The following is a 25,397-nucleotide window of genomic DNA, read 5'->3' on the forward strand; positions in this document are numbered from 1 at the left end:
CTTTAACAATATGTAGTGTTTATTTCCAAAATTAACTTTTCTTTAGTATTATAATTTATTTTATATATATCTTGTAAATCAATATATTAACTTTTTTTTGATGTGTTTTTATAATATTAAATTTTTTATTTTGATGTGTTTTTGTAATAATTTTTAAATGTGAAAAGTAAAATTTTAGTATTAGTATTGCATCAAATTACTAATTAATTAACCAAAATTTTTAGAAAAATGAAATTAACAAAATTACTTGTTTTTTGTATTTCATCTCTGTTATTCTCGGTTATTGCTATGGCGCAGGATGTCACAGTAAATGGAATAATAAACGATGAAAGTGGAATGCCTGTTCCAGGCGCAACTGTCTTATTAAAAGGTACAACTAAATCAACTGCATCAGATTTTGATGGTAATTTCCAGATTCAGGTACCTTCAAACGGAACATTAACAGTTACATTTATAGGTTACAGTACAGTAAATGAAGCTGTCAATGGTAGAACTAAGATCTCAATTCAGTTAAAACCTGAATCGCAATCGTTAAATGAGGTGGTTGTTGTAGGATACGGTACTCAAAAGAAATCTGTTGTAACTGGAGCTATTTCTAGTGTACGATCGGCTGACCTTGAAAAAGTTCCAAACGGACGCGTGGAGCAATCTTTACAAGGTAGAGTAGCAGGGGTTTCTGTTGCAGCTACTTCTGGACAGCCAGGTTCTAATTCTAAAGTGCGTATTAGAGGTATAACTACTTTTAGAGAAGGTGGAAATGATCCTTTATGGGTTGTAGATGGTATAGCTGTAGATGCAAATGCAATAGGCTTTATTAATCAAAGCGATATTGAATCTATCGAGGTTCTTAAAGATGCGGCTTCTGCAGCAATTTATGGAACACGTGCTGCCACGGGAGTTATTTTAGTTACAACTAAAAAAGGAAAATCTGGAAAACTTTCGGTTAATTATAATGGTTTTGCCGGAATTTCTGGTCCAGCTAAAAAATTAGATATGTTGAATGCGACTCAGTATGCAACTATTATGAACGAAAAATCTATTGCTGATGGTGGTGCAATAAAATATGCTAATCCGTCATCTTATGGTAAAGGAACAGATTGGCAGGATGCGATCTTTAATGACTCAGCTTTTAGATATACACACGAATTAAGCATTAGTGGCGGGGGGGAAAAATCTACTTTCTATGCTTCTTTTGGAATTCAGGATCAGGAAGGAATTGTTGCTACTGATATCTCCAAGTACGCGAAGAAAAACTTCCGTTTAAACTCAACACATAAAATTTCTGATTATTTCACTTTTGGACAGACTTTTGGCTACACGCATCAAAAATCTACAGGTATTGGAAATGTAAACAGTGAATTTGGTGGACCTTTAAGTTCTGCGATTAATTTGGATCCTCTTACACCACTTGTTGTTACAGATCCGACTGTAGCTAATAGTGGATATTATACCAATCCAAACGCCGTTAGAGATGCAAATGGAAACCCTTACGGAATTTCTTCTTTAGTACAACAAGAAATGACAAATCCCCTTGGTTATATTCAGACAAGATTAGGAGGTTTTAACTGGTCAGATGACTTCGTTGGAAATGCTTACTTAGAAGCTAATATCACAAGCCATTTAAAATTTAGAACTACACTTGGCGGAAAGCTGGCTTATTGGGGAGATCAGGGATTTACTCCTGTATTTTTCTTAAATCCAAATGCTAAAGTGGATAAAAATAACTATAGCCAAAATAATAATAAATCATTTGCATGGACTCTTGAGAACATTTTGACTTATTCTAATAAATTCGGAGATCATAGTGTAAACATTCTTGCGGGTCAAGGTGCATATGTTGAAAACATCGGAGGATCTATTGGAGTTTCTATGTTTGGATTGCCAATAACCAGTTATAAAGATGCTTCCTTTAATTTTGATATTCCTCAAACAGACAGAGTAAACAGAGCAAGTGATTTTACAGAACATAAATTATCATCTTTGTTCTTACGTGCTAACTATGACTACATGGAGAAATATCTTTTTACAGGTATAGTTCGTCGTGATGGATCAACGCGTTTTGGAGAAGATAAAAAATGGGGAGTTTTTCCATCATTCTCTTTAGGTTGGGTAATCTCAAAAGAGGGATTTTGGAAAGAAAACAATATAGTTAATACTTTGAAAATACGTGGAGGATACGGAGTTGTTGGTAATGATAATATTGATGATTTCAAATACAGAGCTTTAGTTGTTGGAGGATATAACTATTCTGTTGGAAATGATGGTACTATTACAACTGGTTATGGGAACTCAACTTTACCAAATTCAAATTTAGGATGGGAAGAAACTTCTCAGACTACCATAGGTCTTGATGCTAAACTTTTTAATGATTTTACTTTTGTTGCAGATTATTACAAAAAGAAAACTACTGGAATTTTAAGAAACATTGTTATTCCTGGCTACGTAGGAGTTGTTGATGCACCTTCTGCAAATATTGCAGATATGAATAATACTGGTTTTGAATTGGAACTTGGTTATAAAAAGAGACTTGGAGAATTTAATCTGGGAGTTAATGGAAACGTAGCTTACCTCAAAAATGAAATTACTTACGTAGGATCATCTACTAACTTTATTGTTGGAGACGCCAGCTTCCAATCTATGGGACCTGTAACAAGAACACAGGTTGGTCATTCATTTAATGAGTTTTATGGTTTCAAAACAGCGGGTATTTTTCAAAATGAAGCAGATGTTGCTGCATACAAAAATGCTGCAGGAGGTTTAATTCAGCCAAATGCTAAACCTGGAGATTTCCGTTGGACTGATACAAATGGAGATGGTGCAATAACAGATGATGATAAACAGTTTTTAGGAACAAACTTACCAAAATACACTTTTGGTTTGACATTAAACTTAGATTATAAAAACTTTGACTTTATGGCGTTTACTCAAGGATCTGCAGGAAGTAAAATATTCCAGGGTTTAAGAAGACTTGATATTTTAAATGCAAATTACCAGACAAAGGCACTTGACAGATGGGTTGGGGAAGGTACTTCAAATGACTATCCTAGATTGACAAATAATGATCCGAATAAGAATTTCAGTAACATGTCTGATTTTTATCTTGAAAACGGAAACTACTTACGATTAAAAGTAGTTACTCTTGGATATACAATGCCAAGTAATTTATCATCTAAAATAGGTGCAGATAAGGTTCGTTTCTACCTAACAGGAGAAAACTTAATCACATTTACAAAATATACAGGATATGATCCTGAAATTGGAGGTCAGGTTTACGGTGTAGATAAAGGAGTTTATCCACAAGCAAGATCTATTTTGTTCGGAGCAAACGTTCAATTTTAACATTAAAGAATTATGAAGACTATAAAATTTAAATATATATCTATCGCAATTGCATTTGCGGTTCTGGGATCGTGTTCAGAAGATTTCGTAAACATAAATCCAGAAGGGAAATTTGATACGGAAACGTATTTTGCTAACGAACAACAATGCTATGCTGCATTAGTTGGAACTTATGATCCGATAAGAAAAAACACTAGTGGTTTCGAAAATCTGGTAGCAATGTTAAACGCAGGTTCTGATGATTTTTATGCCGGTGGCGGTAGTGCGACAGATGGAAATGGAATTCAGAATTTCTCTACACATTCCTTAACTTCTATAAGTATTCCAGGTAGTTTTTGGAACGACCATTATCAAGGAATTTCAAGAGCGAATATCCTGTTATCGAAATTGCCGGCTGCGTCAATGAACGATGCTGTGAGAAGTAGATTTGCTGCAGAAACTAAAGCTTTACGTGCACTTTACTATTTCAATTTAGTAAGATTGTTCAAAAACATTCCTTTGGTTTTAACTCCATTGACGACAGAAACAATTTATACTCCTGAACAAGTAACTCCGGATGTTATTTATGCACAAATCGAAAAGGATTTGTTAGAAGCAATTCCATCTTTGCCTAATACAATTGATGCGAAAACTGAATCTGGAAGATTTAACAAAGGAACGGCTCAGGCAATCTTAGGCAAAGTATATTTATTTGAAGGTAAAAATGCTCAGGCTGCAGCAGTTTTAGCAGAAGTAAACGGTACTCCGGGAGCAACAAATCAATATGGAAATAAATTGCTGCCAAACTTTAGTGATTTATGGGTAACTACCAATAAATTTAATGCAGAGTCACTTTTAGAAGTATCTCACACAAGTGCAGGTAATTCTGATTGGAGTTTTTGGGGATCCGGAAGAGATGAAGGAAACTCATTAAATCAAATGGTTGGACCTAGAGGATATTCAAGACCGGCAAATTCTGATGCACCAAATCTTCCTGCAGGATGGGCATTTAACGTTGTAACTGAAAAATTATATGATGTAATGAAGAATGATCCAAGATTTGGAGCTACAATTCTTGACTTAAAAGCATTAAAAGCTGCTGGAAAAGCAGATTACATCCCTGCTTATCAGGATACAGGTTACTTTTTGAATAAATATTTACCAAGACAGTCAGATGTTAGTACAGGTGGAGGTAACGCTGAGTTAAACTACAGACAAAATTCCTACATCATTAGACTTGCTGATACTTACTTAATGGAAGCAGAAGCTTTAGGATCGGGAGCAAGAGCTCAAGCTTTACTTGATGCTGTTAGAGCAAGAGTTGGTTTGCCTTCGGTTCCTGTAACATTAGCAGCCATTAAAAATGAAAGAAGACTAGAATTAGCGGGAGAAGGGCACAGATTCTTTGACTTGGTAAGATGGGGCGATGCAAGTGCTGCATTATCTGATAGAGGTTTTGATGCCGGAACAGATGAAATTTTTCCAATTCCATATACAGAATTAAATGGTACTAAATTGAAACAAAATCCTAATTATCAATAAAGTAATTCCACTAAATAACCAAAAACCTAATATATGAACCTAAATATAAATTTCAGAAGAAGTGTATACCTAATGCTTGTTTTAGCATTAGGAACACTAAATAGTTGCGATGATGAAGTGAATGGTAATCCTCTAGTCGCCTCCAATGTTGATGCATCATTTACTATAACTCCTGTAGAAGGAGCTATGAATACTTATCTTTTATCGGCACAGCCAACAGGAGTTATCTTATCAAAATGGGATCTTGGAGATGGTGTTTTTACAGGAAAAATGCAACAGGTTATTTCATTACCTGATGCAGGTACTTACACAGTAACGCATACAGCATTTGGAGCAGGAGCCGCAACAGGAACAACATCTCAGCAAATTGTTGTAGCACAGACAGATCCGGCAAAGGGAAATCTTGTTCAGGGTGGAACTTTTGCAACTCCGGCTGATCAGGCAAAATGGACTGTTTTAAATTTAAGTCCAACTGGTGCCGCTTTTTGGTCTTTTGCTAACAACAGTGCTACAATTCATTCCCCGGGAGGTTGGGCACAAGAAGGAATTTATCAGGCCATTGATGTTGTAAAAGACAGAGAATATACAATTGATATGACAGTTTCCAGTCCGAGCGGTTCTGACGAATCATGGCTTGAAGTTTACGCTGGTAAATCATTTCCTCAGCCCGGAGTAGAATATAAGGACAATAAAGTAATGGGACTAAGTACTTGGGACGGTTGCGCAAAAGAAAAATTCTCAGGAAGATTATCTGGAGTTGGATGTGTAAAAAATGATGCAACCGGTTCAGTTTCAAACGTTGTTAAATTTTCTGAATCAGGAAAAATCTATTTACTAATTCGTTCAGGAGGTAATACATTTACTAAAGACGGAATTACAGTTTCCAAAATTGAATTAAGAGGTAAATAAAAATAAGTTTAAGTTTAAGTTTGGTTGTAAATAGCCCATAATCGTTATGAGTATGGGCTATTTTTTAAATTCTTTACAAGATGAAAATCAGTTTTAGATTCTCCAAAACTTCAATTTCTAAAAAGATAAAATGGGAAGCCAATGAAAAAAAATAGTCTAAAAATTTTATGCATTTTGTTTTCTGCTGCCGCATTTGCACAACAGCCAAAAGCAAAAAAAGAATTTACAACCAATGGTAAAAAGATAACTGTTTATACCACTGCAGAAAATTCTAAGTTGAGAATATCAACTACAGATCATTTAAGTTTTTCTGTTGCAAAACAACCTTTGGAAACAGAAACTTCGGTTTTTGTGCAGCCCGCAAAACAGTTCCAGACTTTTATGGGAATCGGAGGCGCCATTACAGATGCGAGTGCCGAGATATTTGCTAAACTTTCTAAAGAAAAGCAGGCAGAATTTTTAAATGCTTACTACGATCAACAAAAGGGTATTGGCTATTCTTTGCTAAGAACCACAATTCAAAGTTCTGATTTTAGCAGTGAAAGCTATTCTTATATCAAAGAAGGAGATAAAGAACTGAAAACCTTTTCTATAGAACATGACAAACAATATCGTATTCCTTTAATAAAACAAGCCATACAGAAAGCAGGTGGAAAATTGACAACTTATGTTGCTCCGTGGTCACCAAATGCTTTTATGAAAAGCAATAATAACATCCTCAAAGGGGGAACGCTCTTGCCGGAATACTATCAAACCTGGGCAAATTTTTATGTAAAATTTATTAAGGCTTATGAAAAAGAAGGAATTCCGATTTGGGGAACTTCTACGCAAAATGAGCCAATGGCGGTTCAAACCTGGGAATCCTGCATTTATACAGCTGAAGCTGAAAGAGATTTTATTAAAAATTATTTAGGACCAACATTCAAAAAAGAAAACTTAGGCGATAAAAAAATTATTGTCTGGGATCACAATCGGGATTTAATGAATTACCGCGCCAATGTAATTTACTCTGACCCTGAAGCGTCTAAATATGTTTGGGGAATGGGATTTCACTGGTATGAAACCTGGTCTGGCGGTGCGGCAATGTTTGATAACGTAGCAAAAGTAAATGAAGCATATCCGGATAAAAAATTAATGTTTACCGAGGGATGTGTTGAAAAATTTGATGCCTCAAAATTTCAATTATGGGCAAACGGAGAACGTTATGGGCTCAATATGATAAACGATTTTAACAACGGAACCGTGGCATGGACAGACTGGAATATTCTTTTAGATCAGAATGGAGGCCCAAATCATGTTGGAAATTTCTGTTTTGCACCCATTCATGCAGATACGAAAAGTGGAGAATTAATTTATACTCCATCTTATTATTACATAGGACATTTTTCAAAGTTCATTAGACTCAATGCCAAAAGAATCAGTACTGCTGTGAGCAGAAGCGCATTATTAAGCACATCATTTTTGAATACCGACGGAACAATGGCAACTATTGTAATGAACCAATCGGCAAATGAGTTGACTTATAATTTAATTATCGGAGCTGAAAAAGCAGAGGTTAAAATACCGCCTCATGCTATACAAACACTTGTTTATTAATATTTTGTAGTTAAGTAAGAGGACTAATATGAATCATCCGTATTAGTCTTTTCTTACTTGTAATTTAAAAATTGATTTTTAGCAATATGAAAGTCACAACCAAAATATATCTCTCAGCCTTAATTGTTGTCATGCAATTGAATTGTTTTTCTCAGCAGAAAAATAAGATAAAGGTTTTTACTACTGCCGAAAATACCAATTTGAAATTATCATTATCAAATAATTTTATATCAGGTACCTATACTTTAGAACAAAATAAAGCAACAGTATTTATAGTTGTTGATAAGGAAAAAACAGATCAGACTTTTTTAGGAATAGGAGGTGCTGTTACAGATGCAAGTGCGGAAGTTTTTTCAAAATTGTCTCCAAAAAAGCAAAAAGAATTTCTAAATGCTTATTACGATAAAAATAAAGGTATAGGATATTCTTTAGCGAGAACGAACATTCACAGCTGCGATTTTAGCAGTGAAAGTTATACTTATATTGAAGAAGGTGATAAAGATCTAAAAACATTTAATATCGATCACGACCGGAAATATAGAATTCCATTAATTAAAAAAGCAATTGAAACAGCCGGCGGAAAACTAACATTATTTGTTAGTCCGTGGAGTCCCCCAGCTTTCATGAAAAACAATAATGATATTTTACACGGCGGCGTTTTATTGCCTGAATTTGCACATTCCTGGGCATTGTATTACACTAAATTTATCAAAGCTTACGAGAAAGAAGGAATTCCGGTTTGGGGATTATCGATTCAGAATGAACCAATGGCCAGACAAAGTTGGGAATCTTGTATTTATACTCCGGAAGCCGAAAGGGATTTTCTTAAAAATCATTTGGGACCGACTTTACAAAAAGAAGGATTGAGTAATAAAAATGTTATTATCTGGGATCATAACAGAGGAGACATGTTGGAAAAACGAGCTAATCTTGTGTTTTCAGATCCTGAAGTTTCAAAATACGCCTGGGGAATTGGTTTTCACTGGTATGAAACCTGGAATGGAGGCCTGCCACAGTTTGAATCTGTTGCTAAAGTGCACGAAGCTTTTCCAAACAAGAATCTAATTTTTACCGAAGGTTGTATTGAAAAATTTGATGCTGCAAAGTATCAATTTTGGGGAAATGCAGAACGTTACGGTCTTAACATGATTAACGATTTTAATAACGGAACCGTTGCCTGGACAGACTGGAACATCCTTTTAGATCAAAACGGAGGCCCAAATCATGTTGGCAATTTCTGTTTTGCACCCATTCATGCCGATACTGAAAAAGATGAATTAATTTATACTCCGATGTATTATTATATTGGACATTTTTCAAAATTTATCAGACCAAACGCAAAAAGAGTATTAGAAAAAACAAATGATAAATCTTTACTAAGTACTTCTTTTAAAAATTCTGACGGACAATTGATTACGATTGTAATGAATCAATCTGACAAAGAGATTATCTACTCTTTAGAAAATCAAAACACAAAAACTGCTATAACTATTCCGGCGCATGCCATACAAACTATTGTATATTAATTGTGCTGCTAACTAAAAACCACAAAAAATGAAATTGACTTTAAATAATTCTGTAAAAGCATTTTTCTTTATGGCTGCTGTAATGGCACAAATTAAATGCTCTTCTTCAAATGATACTGTAGAAAATCCACCAGTTGTAAATCCGCCCGTCGTAAACCCTCCGGTAAACGTAACAAACGATGTAGATTTTTGGCTGACGAAAGGAGACCAGAGTGTTTTATTGACAAAACAATCCGGTACATTAGGATTTGGTACACTAACAAATGCTTTTACCAATATTGAAGTAAAAGAATCTCAAAAATATCAGACAATTGATGGTTTTGGATACACCCTCACAGGCGGAAGTGTAGAGGTTATCAATCAGTTAAATGCAACTAAAAGAACTGCTCTATTACAGGAATTATTTGGCACTGGCGAAAATTCAATTGGAGTAAGTTATATCAGAGTTAGTATTGGAGCTTCAGATTTAAATGCAACTCCATTTACTTATAATGACCTTACGGCCGGAGAAACAGATTTGGATTTAGCCAAATTTAGTTTGGAAAAAGACAAAGCTGTAGTTACGATGTTAAAAGAAATTGTAGCAATTAATCCCAAAATCCTGATTTTAGGTACTCCATGGTCTGCACCACTTTGGATGAAAGATGTAAACAGTTTTAAAGGAGGAAAACTGAAAACAGAATACTATAATGTTTACGCTAAATATTTTGTAAAATACATCCAGATGATGAAAGCAGAGGGAATTACAATTGATGCTGTAACTCCACAAAACGAGCCCTTACACGATGGAAACAATCCAAGTATGTATATGTCTGCTGCAGATCAGGCGGCTTTTATCAAAAATAGTCTGGGGCCAGCGTTCAAGGCAGCAAATCTTACCACTAAAATTATCGCTTACGATCACAATTGCGATAATCCAAATTATCCAAAAGCAGTTTTGGCCGATACAGATGCTTTTCCTTTTGTAGACGGATCTGCCTTTCATTTATATGCCGGAGATATTAGCGCGCTAACGAATGTTTATAACTCGTATCCGACAAAAAATGTGTATTTCACAGAACAATGGACTTCTTCTGATGGATCATTTGCCGGCGATTTAAAGTGGCATGTTCGAAATGTAATTATTGGTTCAACAAGAAATTACAGTAAAAATGCATTAGAATGGAATGTTGCCAATAATGCCAATTTCGGACCGCATACAGATGGTGGCTGTACAATGTGTAAAGGGGCAATTACCATAACTTCCAGCGACAGTTTTCAGCGTAATGTTGCGTATTATATTATTGCTCATGCTTCAAAATTTGTTCCGATGGGTTCTGTTAGAATCGAAAGTAATTCTGGAGGAAATCTTCAAAATGCGGCTTTTATTACACCTTCTGGTTCTAAAGTTTTGATTGTTGAAAATGACGGATCAGCAACAGAAACTTTTAATATAAAATTTAATGGAAAATGGGTTACAACTTCCCTTGAAGCGGGATCGGTTGGAACATATACATGGAAGTAACAATATTTTGATATAAATCAAATGGCGTTTCTTTCTTTGTTACTCCTGATAATGGGAAGATTATTTTATTAAAAAGCAAGTTTAAATCTTAATTATCATGACTTTACAATTGCTGAAAGTAAAAAATAATCTATCTTCAAACTTCAATTTAACCACTAACTTAAAATTATAAACCATGAAAATAATCAATCTCGTAAACAGGGCCGGTATTTTTACATTGCTATTATTATTTGTATTTCAGTCCTGCAGCAGCAGTAATGAAGGCGGAGACGATGTTACTCCTGTTGTTGCGGCGCCAACAAATCTGAATGTTCAGGTTGATGTTGTTGGGAAAACAACTGAAAATCCAAACGGTGACGGAAGCGGAAAAATCAACTTAAAAATTACCGCAACAAATGCGACTTCTTTTAAAATATTAATTGACGGGCAGTTAAAAGAAATCACATCCGGAGAAATGCCGTATGAGTTTAGTGGCGCCGGGACCAAAACCTATTCTATAATAATTTCTGCTTACAACGGAACCAAATTCGTAAGCACGACCATTTCTACAACTGTTTATATTGCAAGAAAACTAATGTGGTCAGATGAATTTAACGTTGACGGTGCTCCTGATTCTTCTAAATGGGGATATAATACCGGAACTGGAAACGGATGGGGAAATAATGAGTTGCAATATTATACAGACCGAAAAGAAAACGTTAGAATAGATAACGGGACGTTAAAAATTACAGCAATCAGAGAAGATTATATGGGAAGTAAATATACTTCGACAAGAATGCTGACAAAAGGTAAATTCTCATTCAAATACGGAAGAGCAGAAGTTCGTGCAAAATTACCAGCTGGTGGCGGTACCTGGCCGGCATTCTGGCTTTTGGGAGACAATATAGATACAGTGCCATGGCCAGGTTGTGGAGAAATCGATATTTTAGAATCGGTTGGAAATAACCCTAATGTGATACATTCTTCATTGCATTCTCCGGGACGTTCAGGAAATACTCCCGATACTAAAACAACAACAGCTGCAAATTCAACTACAGAATTTCATATTTATGCCGCCGAATGGAGTGCAGAAAGTATCAAGTTCTTTGTAGATGATAATTTGTTTTATACCTATAAAAATTCAGCTACAACCCCATTCAATGAAAAATTCTTCGTCATTTTAAACTTTGCCATGGGAGGAAATTTTGGAGGAGCCGTAGATCCAAATTTTAAAAGCGCAACGTATGAAGTTGATTACGTAAGAGTATATAATTAACCTATTTTTAAAGTTAAATTTTTTTTCTAAAGCCCCGGAAAACCTAGCTTTACGGGATTAAAATTTTTTAACATGAAAAACATACAGAAACTTATTTTAGTATTGGCAATCCTTTTGGCAGGAAATGCGTTTTATGGTCAGAGCCTTAAAATCATGACTTATAATATTCGTCTCGACGTTGCGTCAGACGGAGAAAATGCATGGCCAAAGCGAAAAGAGTATTTCAATTCTCAGATAAGATTTTACAGTCCGGATATTTTTGGAGTTCAGGAAGCAACACCAAATCAGGTGACCGATATCGCATCGGCTCAGCCAAATTACAATAGATTTGGAGTAGGAAGAGAAGAGGGCGGACTTGGAGAAGCTTGTACGATTTATTACAAAAAGGATCGTTTTAAACTCGAACAGTCGGATACTTTTTGGCTGTCTGAAACACCTAATGTAGTTTCCAGAGGCTGGGACGCCGCCTGCAACAGAGTTTGTACATACGGATTATTTAAAGATTTAAAATCAAAGAAAACTTTTTGGGTTTTTAACCTGCATCTGGATCACATGGGAGAAGTTGCCAGAGTAAAAGGCGTAGAACTTGTTTTGTCGAAAATTGCCGCTTTAAACACAAAAAAATATCCTGTTTTTTTAATGGGAGATTTTAATTCGGAACCCGAAACAAAACAAATTGCAGAAATAAAAAAGTTCATGAATGACACCAGAGAGGTTTCTAAAGAAAAACCTTTTGGACCTTCGGGAACTTTCAACGGTTTCAAACATAACGAACCCGTAACTTTATTAATAGACTATATTTTTATTTCTAAAAATAATGGTCTCAATATTCAAAAACATGCAGTTTTAAGTGATTCGAAAGATTTAAAATATCCTTCGGATCATTTACCTGTTTTAATAGAAATAGATTAAAATGAAAAACATTAAAAGAAAACTTCAAATTTTATTATTACTGCCTTTAGTCGCAGTACAGATAAAATGCGGCTCATCAAAAGGTGGTTTAAACAATTCTAACACAATAGAATCATGGATTACCACTTCAGATGAAACTTCAAAACTTAAAAAACAGCCGGATTTAGTTTTTAGTTCCGAAACAAATTCGAATCAAACCATTGAGATTAATACTGCCGAAAAATTTCAAACTATTGAAGGTTTTGGATTTTCATTAACAGGCGGCAGTGCACAGGCAATAAAAAAACTGGATAAGGCAAAAAGAGAAGCTTTACTGCGGGAATTATTTTCGAGCGAAAATGATGCAATTGGTTTGAGTTATTTAAGGATAAGTATTGGAGCATCTGATTTGAATGAAAAAGTTTTTTCTTATAATGATATGCCGGAAGGCCAAACCGATTTAGAATTGAAACATTTTAATTTAGGTCCGGATTTAGAAGATGTAATTCCGGTTTTAAAAGAAATTTTAGCTATAAATCCTAAAATTAAGATTATGGGTTCTCCATGGTCGCCGCCAGTCTGGATGAAGGACAACGGAAGCTCAAAGGGAGGAAGCTTACAGCCTAAATATTATCAGGTTTATGCCGAATATTTTGTCAAATACATACAGGCAATGGAATCGCACGGAATTGTCATAGATGCCATTACGCCTCAAAACGAACCGTTGCATCCCGGCAATAATCCAAGTTTATTAATGCTGGCAGAACAGCAGGCAGATTTTATCGGAAATCATTTAGGTCCCGCTTTCGCGAAAGCAAAAATCAAAACCAAAATCATAGTTTACGATCACAATTGCAACAAACCGGAATATCCTTTGACGATTTTAAAAGATGCGAAAGCGAATACGTTTGTAGCAGGATCGGCTTTTCATTTGTACGAAGGAGATATTAGTGCTTTATCAACGGTTCATAATGCATTTCCAGATAAAGATTTGTATTTTACCGAGCAATATACGGGAACAGGAACTAATTTTGAAACCGATTTAAAATGGAGCGTAAAAAATGTCGTGATAGGTTCTATGCGCAACTGGAGTAAAAATGCACTTTCCTGGGGACTGGCAAATGATGAATTTTACAAACCTTTTACTCCCGGCGGATGTTCGACTTGTAAAGGTGCTTTGATGATTGATCAGCATCAGAATGTTAAAAGAGAAGTAGGATATTATATAATCGCACACGCTTCTAAATTTGTTCCGGAAGGTTCTGTACGAATAGGAAGCAATATAGTAGGAAATTTACACAATGTTTCTTTTAAAACTCCGTTAGGACAAACAGTTCTAATTGTAGAAAATGACGGAGCAACGGCAGAGACTTTTAATATAAAATACAACCAAAAGCAAACCTCAACCACACTAAACGCTGGTGCAGTAGCAACTTACGTTTGGTAAAAACTTAAACAATGAAAAAAGTAACCACTATTACCCTGTTTATGCTTTCGCTCTTTGCGTCGGCACAACAGCAGACAACAGATCAGAAAGTAAATGATCTGTTGAAAAAAATGACAATTGAAGAAAAAATTGGTCAGTTAAACCAGTACACCGGAGACAATCAGGCAACGGGACCAATTACAATTAATCCGAACAAGCAAAACGAAATTAAGCAAGGCTTAATTGGGTCTATGCTAAATGTTATCGGCACAAAATATACCAGACAATATCAGGAACTGGCAATGCAGTCGAGACTTAAAATCCCGTTGTTATTTGGTCAGGATGTTATTCACGGTTACAAAACGACATTCCCTCTTCCGTTAGCAGAAGCTGCAAGTTGGGATTTGGAAGCAATTGAATTGGCAGCAAGAGTAGCAGCGACAGAAGCAGCGGCAAGCGGAATTCACTGGACATTTGCTCCAATGGTAGATATAGGTCGTGATCCCCGTTGGGGTCGTGTAATGGAAGGCGCCGGAGAAGATACTTATCTGGGTTCTAAAATTGCTTACGCAAGAGTAAAAGGTTTTCAGGGAAATAAATTAGGAGATTTAAATTCTGTTATGGCTTGTGTAAAACACTTTGCAGCGTATGGCGCCGGAGTTGGCGGCAGAGATTACAACTCAGTGGACATGAGCGAAAGAATGTTAATGGAAACTTATTTACCTCCGTTTAAAGCCGCTGTAGACGCAGGTGCAGCAACTTTTATGAATTCGTTTAATGATATTAACGGAATTCCGGCAACTGGAAATGCGCATTTGCAAAGAGATATTTTAAAAGGAAAATGGAACTTTCAGGGATTCGTGGTTTCAGACTGGGGATCTATTGGGGAAATGGTAGCGCATGGTTATTCTAAAGATTTAAAAGAAGCGGCTTACTCTGCCATTACGGCAGGAAGCGACATGGATATGGAAAGTAATGCTTACAGAGGAAACTTAGCTCAATTAGTAAAAGAAGGAAGAGTTTCTGTTGATCTGGTTGATGATGCCGTAAGAAGAATTCTTCGTAAGAAATTTGAAATGGGACTGTTTGACGATCCTTACCGATATTCTGATGAAAAACGTGCTGAAAAAGCGTTAAACAATCCGGACCACAGAAAGGCGGCACTTGAGGTAGCTCAAAAAAGTATTGTTTTATTGAAGAATGAAAACCAGACATTACCCATTTCTAAAAGTGTAAAAACGATTGCATTTATTGGTCCGATGGTTAAAGAATATAAAGAAAACATGGGATTCTGGTCTGTTGAACTTCCTGAAGTCGATTACAACAAATGGATCGTTTCTCAGTGGGATGGAATGCAAAATAAAGTCGGTAAAAACACGAAATTATTATACGCAAAAGGTTGTGAAATTGAAGGCACAAGCAAAGACGGATTTGCAGAAGCAGTTGCAACAGCAAAACAAGCAGATGTTGTTGTATTAAGTATTGGCGAGAGACGCGACATGAGCGGCGAGGCAAAAAGCAGAAGCGATCTGCATTTGCCGGGTGTTCAGGAAGATTTGGTAAAAGCAATTCAGGCAACAGGAAAACCGGTGGTGGTTTTAATAAATGCCGGAAGACCTTTGGTATTTAACTGGACTGCAGATAATGTTCCAGCCATTGTGTATACTTGGTGGTTAGGAACTGAAGCCGGAAATGCAATTGCAAATGTATTATTTGGAGATTACAATCCTTCCGGTAAATTGCCAATGACTTTCCCAAGAGAAGTAGGGCAGATTCCTATTTATTACAACCACTTTAGTACAGGAAGACCGGCAAAAACAGAAAGTGAGACTAATTATGTTTCGGCTTATATCGATTTAAAAAACTCGCCTAAATTTCCTTTTGGATATGGTTTGAGTTACACCACTTTTGATTACTCAGGTCTCAAATTATCTTCAGCTAAAATAAAGAGCAACGAAACGATTAAAATTTCTTTCCAGTTAAAAAACAGCGGAAAAGTGGCTGGAGAAGAAGTAGTACAGTTGTATTTAAAAGATAAATTTGGATCTGTTGTAAGACCGGTGTTAGAATTAAGAGATTTCCAGAAAGTAAAATTAAATGCAGGAGAATCTAAAACAATTGAATTTACAATCGACAAAGAAAAGCTTTCTTTTTACAATAATAAATTAGAATGGGTCGCTGAACCGGGAGATTTTGAAGTAATGATCGGGACTTCATCAGCAGACATTAAATTAAGATCTGATTTCGAATTAGTACCTTAACAAAATCAGATTGTCAATTTAAGTTGGCGCTATGGATTTTTTAAAGTGTTTTGAATTATCTCAAAACTGTATTTACAAAATCCATAGCGCCAATTCCTTTATACGAAGCATACAAAGCCTTTTCAAACGCTTCTTGTTTGGCTTTTTTATTTTTAGCATCGGTTTCAACAATCATTTCGTTGAAAATTCTTTCCTGTTCTTCACTATATTTTAAAGAAGCTTCGAGAAGGTAGGTTTTGGAAACAAATCCAAATGAAGTCCAGATTTTGGTTCTGATTTTTCGATTAATATCTTTCAACGAATTGGTAATCATAACTTTAAATTTAATATTGAAGAAAAAACAAAACTCGTCTCTGCTTTTTCTGATTAAGAATCTGGAATTTTAACAATTTCAATTCTTAATGTGTTATTGTGACGCAATGTAATTATTTTTTTTAAATTTGATTTTAAATTTTAGTTAAAATTGTGAGATGCAAACTTCTATATTCAAATTTATTAGAATTAGGAGGCGAACATTTTTTCAAAATATATGCTAAATTGCAGAGTTATTGATGCAAGAATAAAATTCAAATGTTAAAAGATATAATTGAGAATAGTGAAAATTACCAACCCGGACTTTCTATAGACTGCGTTATCTTTGGTTTTCATGATAATCAGCTCAAGGTTTTATTGTTAAAGGTAAATCAAAGTTTAAAATGGTCTTTACCCGGCGGATTTATTCCGGCAGATCAGGATATTGATACTGCAGCAATTACGATACTAAATAGCAGAACAGGTGTTGAAGGCGTTTTTTTAAGGCAGTTTGCTACTTTTGGAAAAGTAAAGCGTAATGATCAGCATTTTAGTCAGAAAGCATTAGAATATTTACAGATTGATGAGGAAAAAGGCAAATGGCTCACCCGCCGTTTTGTTACGATTGGTTATTATGCTTTGGTAGATTTTTTAAAGATTATTCCAAATGCAATGAATGATTTCGAAATTGCAGAATGGATTGACCATAAGGAAGTCCCAGAGCTGATTTTGGATCACAAAGAAATTCTGGACAAAGCTTTGGACACTCTAAGGATCGAATTGAATTTAATGCCAATTGGATATAATCTGTTGCCGGAGAAATTTACAATTCCCGAAATTCAGAAATTATATGAAACTATTCTGGACAGAAAATTAGACAGAAGAAATTTTCTAAGAAAGATTACCAACATCGGAATTCTGAAAAAATTAGAAGAAAAGAAAAGCAACGTGGCGCATAAAGCACCTAATCTTTATTCTTTCGACAAAGAAAAATACGATGAGGTTTTAAAAAATGGATTAAATCAGGGTTGGTAGAAATTAATTTAAAATTAAATATATGGTCTCCATTGAAATCTTTAGAAAATTAGCTTTATCGTTTCCGGATGCCACAGAAGAGCCTCATTTTGAGAAAATTTCTTTCCGGATCAAAAAAAAGATTTTTGCCACTTTTGACGAAAAAAATAACCACGCAGTTTTAAAGTTAAATGAAATTGATCAGTCTGTCTTTTGCTCTTCAGGAGAAATGATTTTTTATCCAATCCCGAATAAATGGGGAAAAACAAGGCTGGACAATTGTAGAACTTTCAAAAGCCAGACCAGAAATGTTTGAAGATGCTTTAATACGTTCGTACGAAAATGTCGCTACAAAAAAGAAATGAAAATTTATCTCACAATTGTTCTAAAAGTGAGATTTACTCTTGGTTTTTGCGTCATTTTTGTTGGAGGTAAACGATGCAGCCAATGTGTTTGTGTTTCATCTTTCATAACCAGTAAACTGCCATTTTCCAGAATAATAGAAACAGTTTCTTTGGTTTCTTTATGTTTAAAAGCAAACTTGCGTTCTGCGCCAAAACTTAGAGATCCGATAGCGCCATTTTTTTTTAAATCTTTTTCGGCATCGCTGTGCCAGGCCATTCCCTCCTCACCGGTATGATATAAGTTAAGCAGGCAGGAATTAAATGTTTCTCCCGTTTTCTTCTCGATTATACTTTTTAATTCTAATAATTCCTTTGTCCACGGCAGTGCTTTTTTTGTAGTTTTAGAATAGGTATATTCAAATTCCTGATCGCCGTACCAGGCTACTTTTCGTTTGGTTAAAATCAATTTACCGAAAATAATGGCTTCGTCATTTTTCCATTCGATGGTATTTAAAAGAGTGTCACGATAAAAATCGGCATCATTTCTGGAAAAAATGGTTCCGTAATAATTAACCGTTCCATCTTTTGGAAGCAGGTTTTCAGATTCGTTTATTTCGGGATTAAATAAGTCCATTTTTCCATTTTTGATATTCGGTTTTCATACAATGTCCGCAAGGTCTGAAACCCTTTTCTATGGCTTCATTTTCAGATAAAAAGAAAACCCGGTTTTCGCGTTTCATTCTTTTTCCGGAACTGCATTTTAGCGTTCCGTAGATTTTTAGTTTCTGGTTGCCTCCAAAGCAAATTTCGCCATTTTTAATTTTATTTCGAAGATCAGAATCTGAAATTTTGTTGTGTAAAATCATTTTTTTTTAAGTTTTAAACCTTCAAAGAGAAAGAAGAAAAACCTTTTGTAAAACTTTGAACCTTTGTTTCTTTGCACCTCTGGCCCTTATGACAATGCATCATGAAAAATAATACCCAGTGTATGTCTTTCGCCCGAATGAATTTCACTAACTCCATGTTTCATATTTACACGATAATAACCTTTGGTACCTTTTATGGGTCTGAAATTAGTTGTAAAAATCAACATATCACCTTTTTTAGGTTTCAACACAATCGCTTTAGACTGGGCGCGTGGCGTTTGCTGTGTAAGAACAAATTCGCCGCCGGTAAAATCTTCGTCAGGTTCATTTAAAAAAAGTACGGTTTGTATAGGGAAATAAACATCGCCGTATAAATCCTGATGAAGCGTATTGAAACCACTTTTGCCATATTTTAAAATTAAAACCGTTCCTTTTAATTGTTCATTTTGATGACATTGTTCTAAAAGTTCTGCGTGTGTTTTAGGAAAAACAGTATTTATATTCAAAACTTTCATCCACGCATTTGCAATTGGTGCCAATTTAGGATAAACCGAAGTTCGAAGGTTTTGAATTAAATCCGGAAGCGGATAATTGAAATATTTATATTCGCCGATACCAAATCGGTAGCGTTCCATCACCACGGTTTTTCGGTATAAATTCGCATTTGAATAATTCAGTTTAAGATTCTCGCATTCTTCGTTATCAAGAAGATTTGGAATAATGGCAAATCCATTTTCGTGCATAGATTCGGTGACTGCTTCCCAATTTTGGGAAGCAATTCTGGATTGTATATGTTGCATTGGAGTTATTTTGATAGTTATTTTTTGCCACGAATTGCACTTAATTTTCACCAATTAATTTTAAAAAATACGTTAGAGAATTTGTGTTAATTCGTATAGTTCGTAACAAAAAAACCTGCGATAGATATTATATGTTAGGATTTATATGTGCACCTTCCCAGCCAATAATAGCCGTTTTTCGGGTATTTCCCCACATATAACCGCCAAATATTCCCGAAGACTGGATGACGCGGTGACACGGAATTAAAAACGCGACAGGATTACTGCCAATTGCAGTTCCAACAGCTCGGGAAGCATTTGGTTTCTCAATTTGATAAGCAATAGAACCGTAAGTAGAAAGCTGTCCCATTGGGATTTTAAGTAAAGTTTCCCAAACCTTTAATTGAAAATCTGTTCCTTTTAAATGCAGTTTTATTTCAGATAATTTGCTCCAGTCGTTTTGAAAAATGAACAAGGCGTTTTGTTGTATCCAATCGAGTTTTCTGGAAAATGCCGCATTTGGGAATTTGTTTTTTAAATCTTCAAATCCATTTTCTTCATTTTCGGCGAAAGCCATAAAACAAACTCCTTTTTCAGTAGAAGCGACAATGATATTTCCAAACGGACTTTCGGCAAAACTAAAGTTGATAAAAAGATTTTTACCCCCATTTTTATATTCTGCCGGTGTCATTCCTTCTATGCTTACAAATAAATCGTGCAGGCGGCTGGTTCCCGAAAGTCCCGTTTCGTAAGCAGTTTCCGAGATTGTGGCGTGATTTTCTTTTAGCAGCTTTTTAGCATGTTCTAAACTCGTATACTGCAAAAATTTCTTCGGACTTGTTCCTGCCCATTCACTAAAAAGCCGCTGAAAATGAAACGGACTCAAATGTACTTTCTCTGCAACCTCATCAAGATTGGGCTGCTCTTTAAAATTAGCTTTGATATACTCTATAGCTTCGGCGATACGATTATAATTGATGTTTTCTTGTGTGTTCATTTTCATTCCATTTTATAATACAAATATCGGTCGGCTTTTACGGTTATAAAATCCGAAACTTGCGGAAGTTCAAAGTTCAAAGTTCAAAGTTTCAGGTTTCAAGTTTCAGGTTTTGGTAACTTGAAACCTGAAACTTGAAACCTGAAATAAAAAAACTATTTAAGTTCTTCTTTTTTAAGTGACACACTTATCAATTTGTAACCCTCTTCCGTTCGAAGGAATTCAAAATGATCCTGTCCGGAATCAGATTTATTTTTTGGATTGATTATGACATTTTTAACCGGATACATCCACTCTTTGGGTTCATTACAATTATTGAAATACACTTGATATTCTTCTGATTCAAAAATAAACTTATTTAAACCATCCGAGGAAACGAAATAATCTGTGTTTGCCGAATTTAATTGCTGTAATTTTAGTTTTAAAACATTGAAATTCTTTTCAATAAATTTTGATTTCGATTCACTTATCCATCCCTCTGGTTCTTTCCAATAAGTAATTTTGTCAAAAGAGTTTTTTTCCAGATTACTTTTGGATAAATCAGTTAACAAAATGTTTTTTAGCCAATTTTTAAATTCCTTATCATAATTAATGAAAGAATAATATTGTCCGTCGATTCCTAAAAAGCTCTCGCGTGATGGATCTTTAACCGGTTTCTGAGACTTTTGTACAGAATAGAAATTCAGTTCAGTATTGTATTTAAAGTCTTCAATTAATATTTTATTATTGCTGTCAATTAGATAATCTTTTCCGCCACTCCAGAAAAAATGCTCACCATCAATTTCTTTTTGAGCATCTTTCAAGGCGATAATCATACCATTTTGAACTTTTGATAAATTGCTGTATTGCGCCGGAATTATAATTTTTCCTTCCCGATTAAACATTCCCATTTTATCGGTTTTGTAATCTTTAAATCTAATGAAACCTTCATTTTCGCAATCTGGCCCGTTGTCAAAACTGTATAAACTATCTCGTCCGACTATTTTTCCTTGTTTGGTCAAGTAATAGCTTTTCCATTTGCCATTTTCATCTTCAGAAACAGCAATTATATTTTCGAATTTACCGGCGATTGTAAAACCTGTAAATTTAGGTGCTATTTTAATTGTTCCGTTTTTATCTTTAAAACCAATAAGTGTGGTGTCTTTATTAGGAAATGAAGTCCAGACATCACTACTTTGGGAATATGAAGACGAATTTAAAATAATTAATGTCAGAAGGAAAATAATCTTTTTCATGAAAATGTTTTTTATCTGAGGTGACTCTCTAATTCATTGTTTTTTGCTTCATCAAAACAGTCAGAACAAAGCATTTTAAAGTCGGCCACGGTTTGAAAAGCATCTGTCCATTCCTCACCATTATCCAGAAGATATTGTTCGCAGGAATTACACCAGGCAATCTGCGGTAAATCTTCTTCGGCTTCGGAATAATAGAAACCTACTTTTTCTTTTTGGTCTATTGCCATTGCAATATGAATGCAAGTAAAAGACATTTCTTTTGTTCCATGCAGATCACATATAATATTTTCGATCATATCTTAAGTTTAAAGCTTTAAGTTCAAATTTAAAGTTATAAAATAAAAAAGCTGTCAATGTCTTGTTAAAATTATATTGTTCTGGTATTACGTGAGCGTGAGGGATAGGAGCAGGCTACCGAAGTAGCTCGGATAGCCCGACATTATTTTAAGAAAGGCCCAATGTACGCAAAGTATATTTGGGCCATTTTTAAAATAGTGGCACGCCCGGTATATTTTAGATTTCTTAATTTCTGATTTTAGATTAAAAAAAAGAAACCTGACAGAATTTAAGATCTGTCGGTTTTGATTATGACATTTAGTTAAAATCATAATTATAACCTATTGTTTTTAATTCTTCTTCAAGCTTTTTCCATTTAGTGAATTTTTCGTCAAGTAATAAAACCATTTTTTTAGTTAATACTTTGCCCTGATAAATTTGGGTTACAGTTTTTAAAGGAATTCCTTTTAGATATTGCTTTTCATTTCCATAATAAAATAGGTAGCCTTCAAGAGCCCAATCTCTGTAAGTTCTTGGATTTCCATCAAAAATCGTTAAATATTCCTGTATAGAGTCATCATCGATTCCATTTATTCCCGCTTGCCAACTGCCATCTGGATTTGTCCACATACAAAAATTTGTTCCACATGATGAAACTGTTTTTCCAAAAATAAATTCCTCATAAATTTTAGGTATTCCTTTTGTAATATCTTTTTTTCTCAAATTTGGAATATAATATTTAACCAACCCATTTATAACGCAACCATCTTTCAGAAATAGAATCATTATCTGGCTGCCTTGGCCATCATTCATCTCAAAAAATTCTTCGTTAGCACCCCATTTAGAATCGTAAGAATAATATGGAGCGGTAAATTTATATTCTGCTTCAAAGATCGCAGTTAACACAGAAATTGCTTTACAAATTCTTTGTAAATCCTTCTTTCTAGGCATAGAAGCTAAATCTATTACCTTATGTGATTTTATTAAGTGGGTAACGTTTTCATTGTCGTATGAGTTCCTGGTTTCAGATTTAGAGATTGAATTTAAACTTTTATCTTCACATGAGAATATGCTTAGTAGAATTAGGAGGTAAGCTAAATTTTTTAATTTCATTATGATTTATTTAAAATCATAGTTGTAAGCAATGTCCATTAAGTCCTCTTCAAGTCTTTTCCAGTCATCAAAGTTTTTATCGAGTAATAAAACCATTTCTTTAGTTAGTTTTTTGCCCTCATATATTTCTGATACCGTTTTATTTATACGGGTTTTTACTAATCCTTCATCTTCTTCATTTTCTGAGCCAATTTCAAAATAATCAACAGCCCAATCTATATATGTTTGGGGATTTCCGTCAAAAATATAAGAATTCTTCTGATCCATCTTCATTTGCTCCAATTTTTCCTGTTTGCCACACTCCTTCGCCATTTGTCCATAAGCAAAAACTTGTGCCCATCGATGATACAGGTTCTCCAAAAATAAATTCATTGTAAATTTCAGGCATTCCTTTCGTTAAATTTTCTTTCGTTTTATCGCCATAGTAAAATTCATTTACAAACCCATTTATGACGCAGTTATCTTTAATAAAAAGAATCATGATATGATCCCCACATCCATTTCTAATCTCAAAAAACTCTTCGTTCTCAAACCATTTAGAATTGTATGAATAATATCTGCCATCCCACTCCGGATAGAAAATAGCATCTAATAAAGATATTGCCTTACAAATTCTTTGTAAATTAGTCTTTGAGGGCATTAAGGCTACGTTTTTTGTTGCAATCATCATTATTTTATTTGTGTAAATTTCCTACAAAAATAGAAATAATATTCAATTTATACTATGTGTTTTTCAAATAAAAAACCCGACAGGTTTTAAAAATCTGTCGGGTTTTGAATATGTAATTAAGAAATCCATCCCGAAACTTGGGGACTAATCTTAAATTTAAAATTTCTTAGTATCTGTAGTACTCTGGTTTGAATGGTCCCTGAACCTCAACACCAATGTAAGCAGCCTGGTCGTCACGTAGAACTTCTAGCTCAACGCCTAATTTTGCTAAGTGAAGAGCAGCAACTTTTTCATCTAAATGTTTTGGTAACATATAAACTTCGTTTTTGTAAGCTGCGCTGTTGTTCCATAATTCAATTTGAGCCAAAGTTTGGTTTGTAAATGAGTTACTCATAACAAAACTTGGGTGACCGGTAGCACAACCTAAGTTTACTAAACGTCCTTCTGCCAAAATGATAATATCATTTCCATTGATAGTATATTTATCAACTTGTGGTTTGATTTCGATTTTAGATGCACCGTGAGTTCTGTTTAACCATGCCATGTCGATTTCATTGTCAAAGTGTCCGATGTTACAAACAACCGTTTTGTCTTTCATTTGCTCGAAATGCTCTCCAAGAACGATATCTTTATTTCCTGTAGTGGTAATAATGATGTCAGCATTTGCAATTACTGTGTTTAATTTTTTAACTTCATACCCGTCCATTGCAGCTTGTAAAGCACAAATCGGATCGATTTCAGTAACTGTTACGATAGAACCAGCACCTCTGAATGAAGCTGCAGTTCCTTTTCCAACGTCACCGTATCCGCAAACAACCACTCTTTTTCCAGCTAACATTAAGTCAGTTGCACGACGTACAGCATCTACAGCAGATTCTTTACATCCGTATTTATTATCAAATTTAGATTTAGTAACAGAATCGTTAATGTTGATTGCAGGCATTGGAAGAGTTCCTGCTTTTACTCTTTCGTAAAGTCTGTGAACACCAGTTGTAGTTTCTTCAGAAAGACCTTTAATTCCAGGAACCAATTCCGGGTAACGATCGATAACCATATTTGTTAAATCCCCACCATCATCCAAAATCATGTTTAATGGTTTTCTGTCTTCACCAAAGAACAAAGTCTGCTCGATACACCAGTCAAAAGATTCTTCGTCAAGACCTTTCCATGCATATACAGAAATTCCGGCAGCAGCAATTGCAGCAGCAGCCTGATCCTGAGTAGAGAAAATGTTACAAGAAGACCATGTAACCTCTGCACCAAGAGCGATTAAAGTTTCGATTAGAACCGCAGTCTGAATTGTCATGTGAAGACATCCTGCAATACGCGCACCTTTAAGAGGCTGTTCGTCTTTGTATTCAGCACGAAGCGCCATTAAACCTGGCATTTCAGCTTCAGCCAATTCAATTTCTTTTCTTCCCCAAGCCGCTAGAGAAATATCTTTTACTTTGAAAGCCACATAAGGCGTAGTTGTAGTACTCATTTATATTATATTTGTATATGTATAATTTTTTGCAAATTTACATAATACCTTTTGAATTTTGTAACTTTCTCTAAGATTTATGAAATGTTTAATTTCTTAAT

The 25,397-nt window shown here is 34.8% G+C and carries 23 protein-coding genes; 12 read left to right on the top strand and 11 right to left on the bottom strand.

The features are described 5' to 3' along the window. Positions 1-228: 228 nt before the first annotated feature. From ABEB31_RS05600 to ABEB31_RS05645, 10 genes are all read left to right on the top strand, one after another. Positions 229-3,339, top strand: coding sequence for a SusC/RagA family TonB-linked outer membrane protein (locus ABEB31_RS05600; protein WP_347050369.1), 3,111 nt, complete (start codon positions 229-231; stop codon positions 3,337-3,339). Positions 3,340-3,351: 12 nt separating this feature from the next. Beyond that, positions 3,352-4,860 (top strand): RagB/SusD family nutrient uptake outer membrane protein, encoded by a 1,509-nt coding sequence (locus ABEB31_RS05605; protein WP_347050370.1) that lies wholly within the window; start codon positions 3,352-3,354, stop codon positions 4,858-4,860. 33 nt (positions 4,861-4,893) lie between these two features. Further along, positions 4,894-5,769: a PKD domain-containing protein gene (locus tag ABEB31_RS05610; protein ID WP_347050371.1), complete on the top strand. Its 876-nt coding sequence runs from the start codon at positions 4,894-4,896 to the stop codon at positions 5,767-5,769. A 141-nt stretch (positions 5,770-5,910) separates the two neighbouring features. Further along, entirely contained in the window at positions 5,911-7,365 is a 1,455-nt protein-coding gene (locus tag ABEB31_RS05615; protein ID WP_347050372.1) for a glycoside hydrolase family 30 protein, read from the top strand. An 86-nt stretch (positions 7,366-7,451) separates the two neighbouring features. After that, positions 7,452-8,891: a glycoside hydrolase family 30 protein gene (locus ABEB31_RS05620; RefSeq protein ID WP_430408226.1), complete on the top strand. Its 1,440-nt coding sequence runs from the start codon at positions 7,452-7,454 to the stop codon at positions 8,889-8,891. Between the two features lie 28 nt (positions 8,892-8,919). Then, the gene (locus ABEB31_RS05625; protein ID WP_347050373.1) at positions 8,920-10,395 is read left to right on the top strand and encodes a glycoside hydrolase family 30 protein; all 1,476 of its coding nucleotides are present in this window, start codon (positions 8,920-8,922) and stop codon (positions 10,393-10,395) included. A gap of 175 nt (positions 10,396-10,570) precedes the next feature. Continuing rightward, the gene (locus ABEB31_RS05630) at positions 10,571-11,650 is read left to right on the top strand and encodes a glycoside hydrolase family 16 protein (protein WP_347050374.1); all 1,080 of its coding nucleotides are present in this window, start codon (positions 10,571-10,573) and stop codon (positions 11,648-11,650) included. A 72-nt stretch (positions 11,651-11,722) separates the two neighbouring features. Continuing rightward, positions 11,723-12,562 (top strand): endonuclease/exonuclease/phosphatase family protein, encoded by an 840-nt coding sequence (locus ABEB31_RS05635; protein ID WP_347050375.1) that lies wholly within the window; start codon positions 11,723-11,725, stop codon positions 12,560-12,562. A gap of 1 nt (position 12,563) precedes the next feature. Continuing rightward, positions 12,564-13,988 carry a glycoside hydrolase family 30 protein gene (locus tag ABEB31_RS05640; RefSeq protein WP_347050376.1) on the top strand — a complete coding sequence of 475 codons (1,425 nt, stop codon included), beginning with the start codon at positions 12,564-12,566 and terminating at the stop codon, positions 13,986-13,988. Between the two features lie 11 nt (positions 13,989-13,999). Next, positions 14,000-16,228, top strand: coding sequence for a glycoside hydrolase family 3 N-terminal domain-containing protein (locus ABEB31_RS05645; RefSeq protein ID WP_347050377.1), 2,229 nt, complete (start codon positions 14,000-14,002; stop codon positions 16,226-16,228). 55 nt (positions 16,229-16,283) lie between these two features. Here ABEB31_RS05645 and ABEB31_RS05650 read toward each other — a convergent pair whose 3' ends face one another. Beyond that, entirely contained in the window at positions 16,284-16,541 is a 258-nt protein-coding gene (locus ABEB31_RS05650; protein WP_347050378.1) for a hypothetical protein, read from the bottom strand. A 257-nt stretch (positions 16,542-16,798) separates the two neighbouring features. Between ABEB31_RS05650 and ABEB31_RS05655 the strand changes: the two genes are divergently transcribed. Next, positions 16,799-17,554, top strand: a complete 756-nt coding sequence (locus ABEB31_RS05655) for an NUDIX hydrolase (RefSeq protein WP_347050379.1) — start codon at positions 16,799-16,801, stop codon at positions 17,552-17,554. A 22-nt stretch (positions 17,555-17,576) separates the two neighbouring features. Then, on the top strand, positions 17,577-17,849 hold the full coding sequence (locus ABEB31_RS05660; protein ID WP_347050380.1) for an MmcQ/YjbR family DNA-binding protein: 273 nt from the start codon (positions 17,577-17,579) through the stop codon (positions 17,847-17,849). A 53-nt stretch (positions 17,850-17,902) separates the two neighbouring features. On the opposite strand, the gene ABEB31_RS05665 is transcribed toward ABEB31_RS05660, so the two are convergent. From ABEB31_RS05665 to ahcY, 10 genes are all read right to left on the bottom strand, one after another. Then, positions 17,903-18,511 (bottom strand): alpha-ketoglutarate-dependent dioxygenase AlkB family protein, encoded by a 609-nt coding sequence (locus ABEB31_RS05665; RefSeq protein ID WP_347050381.1) that lies wholly within the window; start codon positions 18,509-18,511, stop codon positions 17,903-17,905. Continuing rightward, a complete protein-coding gene (locus ABEB31_RS05670; RefSeq protein WP_347050382.1) occupies positions 18,498-18,743 on the bottom strand; it encodes an Ada metal-binding domain-containing protein in 246 nt (81 codons plus the stop codon). The genes ABEB31_RS05665 and ABEB31_RS05670 overlap by 14 nt, the downstream gene beginning before the upstream one ends. Positions 18,744-18,829: 86 nt before the next feature. Next, positions 18,830-19,543 carry a 2OG-Fe(II) oxygenase gene (locus ABEB31_RS05675; protein WP_347050383.1) on the bottom strand — a complete coding sequence of 238 codons (714 nt, stop codon included), beginning with the start codon at positions 19,541-19,543 and terminating at the stop codon, positions 18,830-18,832. 127 nt (positions 19,544-19,670) lie between these two features. Beyond that, entirely contained in the window at positions 19,671-20,519 is an 849-nt protein-coding gene (locus tag ABEB31_RS05680; protein ID WP_347050384.1) for a bifunctional helix-turn-helix domain-containing protein/methylated-DNA--[protein]-cysteine S-methyltransferase, read from the bottom strand. A 155-nt stretch (positions 20,520-20,674) separates the two neighbouring features. After that, entirely contained in the window at positions 20,675-21,754 is a 1,080-nt protein-coding gene (locus tag ABEB31_RS05685) for a WG repeat-containing protein (RefSeq protein ID WP_347050385.1), read from the bottom strand. 11 nt (positions 21,755-21,765) lie between these two features. Next, entirely contained in the window at positions 21,766-22,050 is a 285-nt protein-coding gene (locus tag ABEB31_RS05690) for a hypothetical protein (protein ID WP_347050386.1), read from the bottom strand. Positions 22,051-22,348: 298 nt separating this feature from the next. Then, complete coding sequence (locus ABEB31_RS05695; RefSeq protein WP_347050387.1) at positions 22,349-23,143, bottom strand: hypothetical protein; 795 nt, start codon at positions 23,141-23,143, stop codon at positions 22,349-22,351. A 6-nt stretch (positions 23,144-23,149) separates the two neighbouring features. Next, a complete protein-coding gene (locus ABEB31_RS05700; RefSeq protein WP_347050388.1) occupies positions 23,150-23,416 on the bottom strand; it encodes a hypothetical protein in 267 nt (88 codons plus the stop codon). Then, on the bottom strand, positions 23,382-23,810 hold the full coding sequence (locus tag ABEB31_RS05705; RefSeq protein WP_347050389.1) for a hypothetical protein: 429 nt from the start codon (positions 23,808-23,810) through the stop codon (positions 23,382-23,384). Before ABEB31_RS05705 ends, ABEB31_RS05700 begins: the two co-directional genes overlap by 35 nt. A gap of 169 nt (positions 23,811-23,979) precedes the next feature. Continuing rightward, positions 23,980-25,296: an adenosylhomocysteinase gene (gene ahcY / locus ABEB31_RS05710; RefSeq protein ID WP_347050390.1), complete on the bottom strand. Its 1,317-nt coding sequence runs from the start codon at positions 25,294-25,296 to the stop codon at positions 23,980-23,982. Between the last annotated feature and the right edge of the window lie 101 nt (positions 25,297-25,397).

The sequence above is a fragment of the Flavobacterium olei genome, from assembly GCF_039749035.1.
Lineage (GTDB): Bacteria > Bacteroidota > Bacteroidia > Flavobacteriales > Flavobacteriaceae > Flavobacterium > Flavobacterium olei.